Genomic DNA, 13,084 nt, shown 5'->3' with positions numbered 1-13,084 from the left:
CTAATACCCCCTTAAACCTAGTTTTTTAATGTGATTAATCCTAATGAAATCAATCTATATAGAATTTATAGTAAAGTCAATGTCATTATATGTTAAAAATAATTAATTCCGATAAAAACCATGTGAAAAATAAAAATTGATTGACAAGGGACTATAGCATGAATAATATGGAACTTAATCACAAGCCACTTGGAATCGACTGGACAGCCGGAGATTCAACGAAAGACGCGTATTTTGCGTCTCGTTGAGTCTCTTTTTTTATTTTTAGAGAAGGGAGAGGTAATGGGGGTTAAGTATGAAAATGTAGTGAAGTGGCATGGATCTACTGGACAGCCAGAGATTCAACAGGTGCGTAATAACGTGCCGTGTTGGGTCTTATTTTATTTGAAAAGGATGGTACAAATTATGAAAAAACTTACGATATCTTTGGTTGCTGCAACTGTCGTCTTCTCCGCACTGACGTATGCCGCAGTATCCGCTAATAAAAAGACAGCAGAGGCAGCATCCATTGAAGCAAGCAGTAATACAGCAGTATCCGTTTCTGCAGCCGCTGCACCTGTAGCTACTTCTGCAGCCGCAGTCGTTGTTCAAGCAGAAGCTACCTCAGCTCCTGTTGCAGTAACGGTTCAGCCGGAATCTTCGGCTCCAGCAGTGGAGACTGTCTCGGCAGAAGCGACTGCTGCCCCAGATGCCTCAGTTGATTCAACGACGAAGGCCGTTGCCTCAGCCGCTCCAGCAGTAGGTGAAGCTCAGCCTAAGGCGACTGCAGCTCCAGCTGCGGATACCGCTAAAGCAGCAACAACTGCAACCACAGTAGCTGCGACTGTCAAAACACAAACTCAAACAGCTACACCGGCTCCAACCGCTGCACCTACGACGGCTCCAAAAGCAATCGTAACCGCCAAAGCAGCTCAACCGGCGTCTGCTCCTGTCGTATCAGCTCAGCCTAAGGCAACTGCGGCGCCTGTTGTAACGGCAACGGAAGCACCTTCCAAATCGAAATCCATTACCTTCTCTACAACTGAGGTGGTTAAAGCGACAGCAGCTCCGGTAGTTGAGTCTGCCCAACCGAAGACATCGTCTTCTGCACCTGCATCATCCACGGTCAACGCACCAGCAGCTGCTCCAGCTGAACCGGCTCAAGCACCTGCACCCCCACCAGCCGCTGAGGAAGAGGTTTGTCCTTGATGAGCAGCAGGCTCATTCAGGATTCCTTTCAGCCCATCCATCACATAAACCTATTTAAGGCGAGGTGCACATAATGATACGACCATTAACCTTCAAAAAAATTCTAACGCTGCTGCTGGCAGCCTCCCTGCTAATTCTGCCTACTCAGGCAGGAAGAGCTTATGCTAATCCGGATAACGCAGAGGCGATAACCTCTTCCCAAGGCGGCGTTAGCCACTTTGATTATTTCAGTCATGTATATGACCGTCTGAATGATCCTAACCATGTATTTAAAACGGCAACCTATGAGGATATCGTTCATCTTTTTGAGAGTGAAGGCACTTACGCTGTCCTGGTGGGCGGCGCTTGGAGCGACAATACACAGGCCGACATCGGCTTTATCAATGAGGTAGCCAAGGAATATGGCATCTCTACGATTTATAACTTTGATACTAAGCTGGATGGGGATACCCTTCAGATTGCAGACAGCAATAATAAATTTGCTTACAAATACGTTGATCTAGTAAATAAATATTTGAAGAATTTAAATCTATCCTCAAAGGATGTTCCAGAACGCAATGTCAGCTACACCGATAAAAACGGGGATATCGTAACTGCTAATAAGATCGAATCTCCATTCCTGTTGGTCTACAACAAGGATCACAAGGATGCACAAGGAAATAGTGCTCCTGTTGTATCCTATCTGGATAAGAGCTATTCGTGGAATGAGTTCCTGACGAACGGAACACTTGATGCTGCGAAGGTTAATGCGTATAAAGCATCAGTAAGAGAGGTACTTAGTGCCGCTTCTGGGTATAGCACGATCGATGAATCTGCTTATATCAAGGCGGCGTTTAACAAGAACTACGAGGGCGAAAATGAGGGCAAACCTACGATTTTCAACGAATCGGACGGTACGCTCGTGTATGAACATGTGACCTACCATCAGTTGAAGCAAATTTTGGCGAGTGATGGTAACTATGCGATTTTGTTAGGCGGATCATGGTGCCCTAACACGCAAGCGGTTATCAAATATATCAACGAGTATGCCAAAAAACATAATATCGATAAGATCTACTTTTTCGATACGAAGCTCGACTCTGGAGTGACGGTTGCTGAACCGAGCAATAACAGCGGCACTAAGGGCAATGCTAATCCGCATAATAATAATGAGCTTCAGATTAGAACAACCAATCATCCATATGCGAATTTGTATGTTGATTTGGTTCGTACTAATCTGACTAATATCAAGACCGAAAACAATACAGCAGCCAAACCATCTGTGATTAGTTATGTGGATGGGCTTGGAAACACCGTGATTGGAGACAGACTTCAAGTTCCGTATCTGTTCACGTACAACAAGGACAACAAAGATGCAGGTGGTTCTAACGCACCTATTCTGGGGCATATTGAGCTTATGTACAGCTGGACGAACATCCAACCGGATTACGTGCAGGCGAATTACCCAGTCGGAGCCAGATACACTAACACTACAACAGCTCTGGATAAGCTATTCTCTAAACTGGAAGCTGTGCCGACTGGACTTACGGGTGTAGCACCAACCGCAGCAGACAGTAAGGATGGGCAAATCTTGGGCACAAGTTCTGCCTTGGAATATAAGCTAGCTGGAGATACGGCATATACGCCAATATCAGGATCAGCGATTACAGGGCTTGCGCCTGGTATTTATAAGGTAAGATATGCGGCTACATCAGGATATCAAGGTCCAACGAACGCAGTGGGACCAACGATCATTTCTTATAATGCTGGCGAAGACGTAAGTGTGGAGGTGCCTGCTTATATCCATCAACAAGCAGCTCCGACAGGTCTATTAGGCGTAGCTCCTACTTCTGAAGCTAATGACGATGGGCAAATTACGGGCTCAGCTGAAGGGCAGGAGTATAAGGGTGTTGGAGAAGCTGACTATAAGCCTGTAACGGGCGTAGCCATTACAGGTCTTACTCCAGGTTTTTATAATGTACGATATGCGGCAAAAGAGGGATACAGCGTAGGTAAAGATGCTACTGTTGAAGTTCCGGCTTATGGTGAGCAAGCAGCTCCTGTAGGACTAGTGGGCGTAGCGCCGACTACTGCAGCCAATAATGATGGTAAAATCACAGGGACTACGAAAGCTTTGGAATATAAGCTGTCAACGGTTACTGATTATGTTTATGCAACAGATGTAGAGATCGTTGGATTGGTACCGGGGACGTATCAGGTAAGATACGTAGCCAAAGAGGGGTTTAATGCGGGTAGAGCAGCAGAAGTGATCGTTCCAGTATTCACTGCAGAGCAAGCAGCGCCATCCGGGTTGCAGGGTGTAGCACCTACCTCTACAGCGAACAATGATGGGAAAATTACGGGCACCACGACAGCCTTAGAATATAAGCTGTCCAGTGTAACTAATTATGTGTATGCACCAGATAAGGAGATTACAGGCCTAATACCGGGTACGTATCAAGTACGATACGCAGCGAAAGAGGGGTATAAGGCGAGTCCAGTAACTAATATTGTTGTCCCTGCGTATGTGTCTATTTCAGACCCAGGAACAAGTGGACCAGGCGGCAGCAGCAATCCTGCGCCGAGCACGACTACACCAACGCCAACAGCAAATCCTCAAACGGTTACTACAACAACAGGCAACACCGTGAATCTATCATTAACAGCAACAACCAAGACGGATACAACCACAGGAGTAACTACAGCAACAATCACGAAAGAAGCTGCTACCGAGCTTGTGAATCTTGCTAAAAAGGCAGAAGCGGATGGGAAGAAAGCCGCACTGGAAATTAAAGTTGCGGCTACTTCTGAAACCAAAACAGCCGAGCTTACCCTACCGAGAAGCATAATTAACGAGTTGGTCTCTGGTACGAAGGCTGAGATTACCATTCATTATGAGAATGTAGGTACGATTACACTCGATGCCAAATCTTTGGCAAGTATCAGTGCAGCCTCAGATGCAGGGGATATTGTCATAACCATCGCTAAGGTTTCATTAACGGCAGAAGGTAAGGCTGTTCTCGGTGACAGACCCGTTTATGATTTGTCGGTAAAAGCAGGCCAGAGTACCCTTTCCACCTTTGGTGGAGGCAGTGTCCATATCAGTGTGCCATATACGCTGCAAACAGGAGAACAGAAAGATGCGGTTATTGTATACCATATCAATACCACTGGAAGCTTGGAGAATGTACGTGGTAATTATAATGCTGCCAAGAAAACCGTAGATTTTGTTACCACACATTTCTCCCAATATATCATTGGATATAACAAGGTGAGCTTTTCGGATGTTGCGGAGACTTCATGGTATAGCAGTGCAGTAGGTTATCTTGCGGCACGCAGTATCACATCCGGTACGGATGCAGAGCATTACAGTCCGAATGCTGCAATAACTAGAGGCCAATTTATAGTCTTGCTCTTGAATGCTTACGGCATCACACCGGACGCTACCGCAACTGATAATTTTGCGGATGCGGGCAATACGTATTACACGAACTATCTCGCGACTGCTAAGCGCCTTGGGGTAGCCACAGGTTCGGGAGATAATCAATTCCAGCCAGAGGTTCAGATCACTAGACAGGAGCTATTTACACTCTTGTATCGCTCACTTGTAGCGCTAGGTGAACTGCCATCCGAGAAGAAGGCTGTAGCTCTTTCTGATTTTGGTGATGCAGGGGAGATTGCTGTCTATGCACAGGAAGCCCTTCAGGCGCTGGTGGAAAGAGGTATAGTGACCGGAGCGAATAGCAAGCTGAGTCCTAAAGAAGTCACTACAAGAGCGCAAGCGGCACAAGTTATTTATAATCTACTGTCAAAATAATTAAGCAGTAGCTGAATATAATGTCGAGAACCCCCTGTAAACAAACAGGGGGTTTCTAATGTTAAAACTTAATGCAAATTTTTCCGAAGGTTGAACCCTTGGCCAAGTATTGCAATGCATCAACAGAATGTTCAAATGGAAATACAGCGTCAACCATCGGGCGAAGCCCATTTTGTTCGATCGCATGGTTCATCGTCTCAAACATGTCACGGCTTCCGACGTTGATGGCTTGAAGGCGCGCTTTTCTCAGAATGGCAGGGATGATTTCAAAACCCTCCACTTGGAAGCCCGACAGACCGCCTATTAGACTGATCCTTCCACCCACCCGCAGCGCCCTGATGGACTTGTTCAATGTAGATGATCCACCAAGATCAACAATATGGTCTGCTCCGCGTCCCCCCGTCAGTTCAAGAACAGCTTTATCCCATTCAGGGGTTTTTAAATAATTGACACCAAAATCCGCTCCCAATCCTTTGGCCCGCTTAAGCTTCTCATCGCTGCTTGATGTGATGATCACCTGTGCGCCGTGAAGCTTGGCAAATTGAAGCGCGAATAGAGAAACTCCACCAGTTCCTTGTATTACTACAGTCTCTCCAGCCTTCACCTTTCCTTCTTCAACAATAGCATGCCATGCTGTAACACCTGCACAGGGAAGTGTTGCCGCTTCTTCATCAGTTAATAGATCTGGCACACGAACCAATCCCTCCTCGGGAAGCACAACATATTCTGCAAGCAGCCCATCAAGCGGACTTCCCAATGAGCTCACCCAATTTTCTTGTGTAGGTTCTCCCGTGATCCAGCTTTGAGTAAAAATGCCACTTACCCGGTCACCAATCTTGAATCTGGACGTATGCTCACCTAAAGCGACAATTTCACCAACACCGTCTGATACCGGAATTAATGGAGAGTTCAAAATCGGGTTATAAAAGCCATCAATTACACCTAAATCCCTAGCGTTAAGGGCAACTGCCCGCATTTTTATACGAACCTCACCGGAACCAGGATTAGGAATTGGACGTTCGGTTAATTTCAGTTGATCGAGGCCAAATTCACTTTGAATTTCGTATACTTTCATGGGCGATCTCTCCTTTTTGAATTGCATAGACATACAATAATTCATTAATTACACTTAAGTAAGGAGGCACTTTATAGTGTCCAGGGAACCGAAAAGTGCATAGGAGGACTTCATATGAACCATCCATTTTCGACGAATGCCGTAGAGCCTGATATCTCGTTATCGATTTGTGGGTACAGTAAGGTCCTTGATATTATCTCTAATAAATGGACAGCTTTGGTCATCTATGCCATGGAAGATGGAATCATTCGTTACAGTGATATCAGAAGACGAATCGAAGGCATATCTAAAAAAATGCTTACTCAAACTTTGCGGCAACTGGAACGTGATGGGTTGGTAAAGCGTGAGATTACACCATCTGTTCCACCCATCGTAGAGTATTCTCTAACCCCTCTAGGGGTATCTTTACGTGAGCCTATGAGGGCGTTAAATCAGTGGACGAGTAAAAATTATGTATGGGTTGAAAAGGCCAGAGCTGCATATGATCAAGTGGATCAAGCGGATGAAGTGGATTAATTTGCGAGGGATAATCTTTACACTCTAAGGGGGAACCGATGGTTCTCCTTTTTGTGATGAAGAAGAGATTAGCATTCATAGATATAAGATAAGTGAGTTAAATTATGGAGTTGGATTCAGTTGAATGATACAATAATTGTAATTTCATTAAATAGTAATTTTTAACATTGTCGATTAGTCGCTAGAGAGGGGATTAGGATATGGGCCTTGCTGATGATCCAGTCATTGCTATTTCTGGTTTATGGATGAACTATACGGACCGAATGGTGCTTAGGGGCATTGATCTTAAGGTATACAGAGGACAAATTATTGGCTATATCGGCCCTAATGGGGCAGGCAAGAGTACAACCGTTAAGATAATGCTCGGTCTGGTAGAAGGTTATAACGGGAAAGTAGAGATTTTCGGTAGGGATATTGCTGATGGAGATGTTTCTTACAAGAAAAGAATAGGTTATGTGCCGGAGGTAGCCGAATTATATGATAGCCTCACCGCTAGAGAGTATCTAACCTTTATAGGTGAGTTGTATGGCATGAAGCGTAGTGATGTGGACTACAAAGCTGGAAAATTAATGGCCTTACTAGGTCTTGAGAAAGCCTATGATTCGAGGATCGCAACCTTTTCCAAAGGGATGAAACAAAAGGTATTGCTGATCTCCAGCATGCTTCATGATCCCGATATTCTATTCCTGGATGAACCGCTGAGCGGCCTGGATGCTAATAGCGTAATGGTAGTAAAGGAGATTTTTGCATCATTGGCGGCAAGGGGCAAGACCATTTTCTACTCTTCACACATTATGGATGTGGTTGAGAAGATCAGTAGCCGGATTGTTTTGATCGATGGTGGTGATATCGTGGCGGATGGGAGCTTTGCGGAGCTTAAAGAAAGGGGCCGTGAAGGGTCGCTTGAGGATATTTTTAATCAGTTAACTGGATTTGATAAATACCGTGATATTGCTGGGGAATTTGTTGCGGTCATGCAAGAGGTATCTTCTCATGACTGATTTCTATGTGCTGAAGCTTCTGGATAAGCTGCGAGGTGGGTTTGGCCGAATCGGAGTTGATTATGACATGATGCGGAGTATTCTGCAGGTCAAACTTACAATGGACGGAAGAAGAACACCGACAGTGCTTGCTGGAATGCAGAAAAAGGAGGAGAAGAAAGAGGGATCGCCGCTACGTGTGCAATGGATTTATTTACTTTTTGGAGTCATGTTAATTCCTCTGATGATGTTAACGGGGAACTATATGCTGCAAATGAGCCTTGTATTTGGTGTAGTGATGTTTATGATTACAACCACGCTGATCTCTGATTTCTCTTCCGTGATGCTAGATCTTCGGGACAAGAACATACTGGCTTCAAAGCCAGTGAACCGCCGTACCTTGAACATGGCGAAGAGCATCCACATTCTCATTTATTTATTTTCAGTGACGCTCACATTGACCGGACCTTCACTGATTTTGTGCCTGTTCAAACAGGGAGTGCCTTTTTTCCTGCTATATGCTGTTGAAATCATTCTGATGGACTGCTTTATCCTCGTCATTACGGCGCTGCTTTATTTATTGATTATGAAGTTTTTCGACGGGGAGAAACTCAAGGATATTATAAATTATGTACAGATCATTTTGACTATAGGAATTACAGTAGGGTATCAGCTCGTTGTTAGACTGTTCGATATTGCTGAACTGAGCCTCTCTTTTAAGCCGGCATGGTGGCAGTATTTGATTTCTCCGATTTGGTTTGCGGCTCCATTTGAGATGTTGATTGGTGGGGCGAGAGATACACACTTTGTGGTGCTTTCAGTGCTAGCTTTAGTATTTCCACTGATGCTGATTGTGGCTTATATTAAGCTGATGCCTCTATTCGAAAAGAGCTTACAGAAGCTTTCAGAGCAAGGGAACGTTGGCAAAGATAACGCCCGATTGGTGGACAGGTTATCGAAAATAACATGTAAGAACCCGGTAGAGAGAATGTTCTTTCGTTTTAGCTGGTCGATGATGAAGAATGAGCGTGACTTCAAGTTAAAGGTATATCCTGCAATCGGCTATTCTATTGTTTTTCCGTTCATTTTTATATTTGGGATCTTTTGGGATGGAAATGCATCGTCTATCAAGGATTCAAACATATTCCTGATGATTTACTTCGGTGCGACGCTACTTCAGACGGTTGTTCTAATGCTAAGGTACTCTGCGAGTTATAAAGGTTCTTGGATTTATAAGCTGATTCCTCTGCCGAACACCGCACCCATCTATCGTGGAATGCTTAAGGCAGCGATAGTTCGCTTGCTATTACCTTTATTCGCTATAGAGGCAATAGTATATCTTTGGTTGTTTGGGCTGCGGATTGTGCCAGACTTAATAGTCGTGCTGTTCGCAATGCTGATCTATGCGGTCATTTGCTTCCGTTCTTATCCCCCGGTACTACCTTTCTCAGAACGTTATGAGGCTGCTAAACAGAAAGATTACACCGCAAACTCCTTTGGGTTGATATTCTTGTTGATGGGGATGGCAGGTATACATTATGTCTTCACTTTATTTACGGGTGGAATTTATATCTACCTGTTGACTCTGGTAGTTTTGAATCTATGGATATGGCGAATTACCTTTCCCAAAAACGTATCGCCAACAGGTCATAGTTCCAATATTCCAGGCTGAGTGATTGTGTCAAATATGGACATTTTTCGCCTAATAAAAAAAGGGTATAAATTCCAGTATTTACTTAGACAATCTTCTGAATACAGAGTAGAATACATCTAAAGTTTCTTTTTTGAGGATCACCTATAATCTTACGCACTCTTCCATATCTGATATTCGTGTAATGATTTTTTACTTGAGAAATACGCTGAAGCGATTACGGGATTCAAAACCGGTGAAGAGGTTAACTAATGGATAAAATGGGCATCCACTATAATGTTTGGGTTATTTTACTATCATTTGCGCTAGCGGCGACAGCTACTTATTTCGTACTGAATCTGATCTCGCAGGTTTCGCGTTCTACCGGCAAAATCCGAGGACTGTGGTTGATCTCGGGGGCTTGTGTGCTAGGCTGCGGTGTTTGGGCAATATATTATGTTGGGATAATGGCGAGTCGCTTTCCGGCAGAGGTCAATTATTATCCAGGCAGAGCTATATTATCACTATTGGTCGGTGTGTTATTCTGCTATTTGGCATTCCGGGTCACATCTGTTCCTCAGATAAGGACATGGCATTTAGTAGTAGGTGGTATTCTCTTGGGAAGCGGCTTTTTGGCTATGCATTATATCGGAATATCTGTTATGTATTTTGTGGAAAATGATGATGTTCTCTTAATGGGAGTTTCATTGGGAGTGCTACTCATGCTCACAGTTTCTGCTGGCGCCGTATTTCTGGATCGCCATGTGTTCGAACGAATGGCTTATCATGATCCACTAACAGCGCTGCCGAATCGACATGGACTGGAACGCTATTTTAATGATGAATTTTTCGGTAGTAAATCCGGTGCCGTTTTTTTTGTGGATCTAGATCGCTTTAAGTCGATTAATGATACGCTTGGACATGATATAGGAGATATGTTACTGCAGGAGGTCGCTGCAAGACTGACTCGTTCTGTAGGAGATAAAGGGAAAATCTTCCGTTTAGGTGGTGACGAATTTCTGATCGCTCTTCCAGATTGCACGCTGGAGGTTGCGCAGGAAGAGGCAGGGCATATTATGCATGAACTTAAGAAATTCTATCGTATTCAGGGCAATGAGCTATATGTTACTGCAAGCGTTGGAATCAGTATGACGCCTTTGCATGGGACTGACCGCTCAGCGCTAATGAAGGCTGCGGATACGGCTCTTTATACTTCTAAGGATTCAGGTAAGAATAAATGCAGTGTGTTCGATCAGGAAGTAAATCGCAATCAGTTGCGGCGGATGTCGCTGGAGAAGGATCTTCGCAAAGCGTTGGCTCGTTCTGAGTTTATGGTTGTGTATCAGCCTAAATGGGATTCTTACATGAATGTTACGGTGGGTCTTGAAGCGCTGCTGCGCTGGAGACACCCAGAGCATGGGATCATTTCACCAGCTGAATTCATTCCTATTGCAGAAGAGACTGGACTAATTGTTCCGATTACCTATTGGATGCTGCATGATGTGTGCAGCCAGAACAGGTTCTGGCATAAGGAAGAGATTGCTAACGTCCCAGTCTCTATTAATATGTCAGCACGGATGTTTGAGGACGGCAGTTTATACGATGTTGTAGAGGAAGCTCTCACACGTTCAGAACTAGAGCCACACTTCCTAGAACTGGAGATTACCGAGTCCATTGCGATGAATAACATGATAGAGACGGTTGCGCAGCTGTCCAGACTTCGGAAGCTTGGGGTAAGAGTATCGCTGGATGACTTTGGGACAGGTTTCTCTTCCCTTGGTAATTTGGATGAGATTCCAGTCAACACACTCAAGATTGACCAAGTATTTATTCGGAACAGCAAAATGCACTCCAAGAAAGCTATTATCAGCAATATTATTGCGATTGCGACCCATCTTAATATGGAAGTTGTGGCGGAAGGCGTGGAGACACCAGAGCAGATCGAATTGCTGAAATCGCTGGGTTGTAGAGTCATGCAGGGTTATTATTACGGTCGGCCGATGCCTGTTCAAGAACTGGGCGAGTGGTTTATAGCGAATACGGCAGCGTCATGATCTCAATAAATACATAGAAGAAGGGCTAGCGATCAAGCAGAATTTCTCTGCTTCGTCGCTAGCCCTTTTAAGGTTAAGAACTTCATGAATAAGAAGGATTATACTTTGAAACGTTCAACAAGAATCTGTAGTTTCTCCGCTAATGAAGACAGGAAACCTGCAGCTGATTCCACTTCTTCCATGGCTGCAAGCTGTTCTTGTGAAGAGGCGGATAATGTTTCTGCACCGCTTGCTGTTTGATTAGCAACGTCTACGATATTCTGAAGAGCAGCAACGAGACCATCGGAGATTAACGCTAGCTCACGGACTGTTCCGGAAATCTGCTGACTTTGTGAAGCCATCCCAGAGACAGACGTCTCAATCTCGGAGAAAGATTGGCCTGCTGTTATGATCATTTCCCGGCCTTGGTCCATCTCTTCTGTAGAGCGTTTCATGGTTTCTCCTGCTTGGTCCATTTGGTTTACGATGATACTTACAAGTTGACCAATTTGAGCAGCAGAGTGAGCGGATCGTTCGGCAAGCTTACGTACGGAATGGGCTACTACCGCAAATCCTCTTCCCTCTTCTCCGGCTCTAGCGGCTTCAATGGCTGCATTCAGCGACAGTAGATTGGTTTCTTCTGCGATGCTCGCAATCGTGCCCACGATATTCTCAATTTCCTTGGAATATCCACCCAAGGTGTCAATAATGACAGCCAGATCAGTGATGCTCTCACTGACGATGCTCATTTGTTTCGTAGTGGAATCCATGGCTTCTCGTCCTGAGCGTGCCTTGTCAGCATTATTAGCGGCATTATCCATAGCATGATCGGCATTACCTGCAATCTCTGTAATGAAGCGTGACAAGTCTTGTACAGACTTATATCCACCCTCCAAATTCTGTAGCTGAGTATTGGCTCCATCGGAAAGCTCAATCGTAACGTTGACACTGTGTTCACCCGCCCGGTTAGTTTCTTGCGCACTGGCAGAGAGCTCTTCGGATGAAGATGCCACCTGCATGGAGGTTTCATTGACCTCGGTAATGAGCAGGCGTAGGCTCTGTGTCATGTGGTTGAAATTTCGAGCTAGTGTACCAATCTCATCCTTGCTGTTGAAAGAAATAGGATCATGAGTAAGATCACCCTGTGCAACGAGATTTACGCCTTTGGACAGCTTCGTTAATGGACTTACCATTCGGCGGATGAGAAGATAAGCTGCGACAATAGCAATAACTAGAATGGAAGTCCCGATAATAAAGGGCTGAACAATAATGTCCCGAGTCCGTTCTTGAATTAATGGGCCATCGAAGTTAATGGCCATTAAAGCGACTATAGGCTTGGACGGATCATGATCCTGATAGATGGGGCCGTAACCCGTCTTGAGTGAGGTACCTTCGTATGTATAAACCTTGGAGTAGGCGGAATGCTTAGATGTAGTGATCTTGTGCTTCTCTTCATCTGAGAAATAAAAAGTATCGCCTGCTTTATAACCTCTTGCTTTGAAGCTTGAATCTGCGGCGAGTATCTTTCCATCTAACGATAAAATGAACGCCTCTTTAAAAATAGCCTTATGTGCCACAATCCAACCGATCCGGTCCTCGACAGCCTCCAGTTTGCTTTGATCTCCAGCAATTAATGCGGTAATGTCTGATGGATCAATCAGCCCGGTTGTAATATTGGCGCATCCTACCAATTCGATACCAGCTGCCTCGTCTACTTGCTTGTACGCAGTACGGTATCCGAAGAACCCGATGGATGATCCAACAAGAAGTAACACGATGAACATCATCCAAGTTAATTTAGTTGCCAATTTCATTCTTTGCACCAACCTTGACAAATTATGTTTTCGGTGACAATCGCTCTCACTG

At 44.7% G+C, this 13,084-nt stretch carries 8 protein-coding genes; 6 read left to right on the top strand and 2 right to left on the bottom strand.

All coding sequences use genetic code 11. The features are described from left to right. Nucleotides 1-282 precede the first annotated feature (282 nt). On the top strand, nucleotides 283-1,188 hold the full coding sequence (locus QNH28_RS28100; RefSeq protein ID WP_283909417.1) for a hypothetical protein: 906 nt from the start codon (nucleotides 283-285) through the stop codon (nucleotides 1,186-1,188). A gap of 73 nt (nucleotides 1,189-1,261) precedes the next feature. Further along, entirely contained in the window at nucleotides 1,262-4,984 is a 3,723-nt protein-coding gene (locus tag QNH28_RS28095; protein ID WP_283909416.1) for an S-layer homology domain-containing protein, read from the top strand. Between the two features lie 61 nt (nucleotides 4,985-5,045). On the opposite strand, the gene QNH28_RS28090 is transcribed toward QNH28_RS28095, so the two are convergent. Beyond that, entirely contained in the window at nucleotides 5,046-6,059 is a 1,014-nt protein-coding gene (locus QNH28_RS28090) for a zinc-dependent alcohol dehydrogenase family protein (protein ID WP_283909415.1), read from the bottom strand. A gap of 114 nt (nucleotides 6,060-6,173) precedes the next feature. On the opposite strand from QNH28_RS28090, the gene QNH28_RS28085 reads away from it, so the two are divergent. The 4 genes from QNH28_RS28085 to QNH28_RS28070 all read left to right on the top strand — a co-directional run bounded on the left by QNH28_RS28085 (nucleotide 6,174) and on the right by QNH28_RS28070 (nucleotide 11,239). Then, nucleotides 6,174-6,575 carry a winged helix-turn-helix transcriptional regulator gene (locus QNH28_RS28085; RefSeq protein ID WP_283909414.1) on the top strand — a complete coding sequence of 134 codons (402 nt, stop codon included), beginning with the start codon at nucleotides 6,174-6,176 and terminating at the stop codon, nucleotides 6,573-6,575. Between the two features lie 200 nt (nucleotides 6,576-6,775). Next, nucleotides 6,776-7,576, top strand: a complete 801-nt coding sequence (locus QNH28_RS28080; protein ID WP_283909413.1) for an ABC transporter ATP-binding protein — start codon at nucleotides 6,776-6,778, stop codon at nucleotides 7,574-7,576. Beyond that, on the top strand, nucleotides 7,569-9,227 hold the full coding sequence (locus QNH28_RS28075; RefSeq protein WP_283909412.1) for a hypothetical protein: 1,659 nt from the start codon (nucleotides 7,569-7,571) through the stop codon (nucleotides 9,225-9,227). Before QNH28_RS28080 ends, QNH28_RS28075 begins: the two co-directional genes overlap by 8 nt. Nucleotides 9,228-9,457: 230 nt before the next feature. Then, on the top strand, nucleotides 9,458-11,239 hold the full coding sequence (locus QNH28_RS28070; protein WP_283909411.1) for a putative bifunctional diguanylate cyclase/phosphodiesterase: 1,782 nt from the start codon (nucleotides 9,458-9,460) through the stop codon (nucleotides 11,237-11,239). Nucleotides 11,240-11,337: 98 nt separating this feature from the next. Here the strand turns inward: QNH28_RS28070 and QNH28_RS28065 are convergent, their stop codons facing one another. Further along, nucleotides 11,338-13,032 (bottom strand): methyl-accepting chemotaxis protein, encoded by a 1,695-nt coding sequence (locus QNH28_RS28065; RefSeq protein WP_283909410.1) that lies wholly within the window; start codon nucleotides 13,030-13,032, stop codon nucleotides 11,338-11,340. Nucleotides 13,033-13,084: the final 52 nt, after the last annotated feature.

Origin of the sequence: Paenibacillus sp. G2S3 (genome assembly GCF_030123105.1) — a bacterium.
In the GTDB taxonomy this organism is placed as follows: domain Bacteria; phylum Bacillota; class Bacilli; order Paenibacillales; family Paenibacillaceae; genus Paenibacillus_AQ.
The sequence above is the reverse complement of the archived record's forward strand: the minus strand, read 5'-3'. Positions and strand labels throughout refer to the sequence as shown.

What these genes read in the sequence shown, in the direction of transcription:
- QNH28_RS28090 (WP_283909415.1), bottom strand. Translation starts at nt 6,059, where the DNA reads ATGAAAGTATACGAAATTCAAAGTGAATTTGGCCTCGATCAACTGAAA.
- QNH28_RS28065 (WP_283909410.1), bottom strand. Translation starts at nt 13,032, where the DNA reads ATGAAATTGGCAACTAAATTAACTTGGATGATGTTCATCGTGTTACTT.
- QNH28_RS28100 (WP_283909417.1), top strand. Translation starts at nt 283, where the DNA reads ATGGGGGTTAAGTATGAAAATGTAGTGAAGTGGCATGGATCTACTGGA.
- QNH28_RS28075 (WP_283909412.1), top strand. Translation starts at nt 7,569, where the DNA reads ATGACTGATTTCTATGTGCTGAAGCTTCTGGATAAGCTGCGAGGTGGG.
- QNH28_RS28085 (WP_283909414.1), top strand. Translation starts at nt 6,174, where the DNA reads ATGAACCATCCATTTTCGACGAATGCCGTAGAGCCTGATATCTCGTTA.
- QNH28_RS28080 (WP_283909413.1), top strand. Translation starts at nt 6,776, where the DNA reads ATGGGCCTTGCTGATGATCCAGTCATTGCTATTTCTGGTTTATGGATG.
- QNH28_RS28095 (WP_283909416.1), top strand. Translation starts at nt 1,262, where the DNA reads ATGATACGACCATTAACCTTCAAAAAAATTCTAACGCTGCTGCTGGCA.
- QNH28_RS28070 (WP_283909411.1), top strand. Translation starts at nt 9,458, where the DNA reads ATGGATAAAATGGGCATCCACTATAATGTTTGGGTTATTTTACTATCA.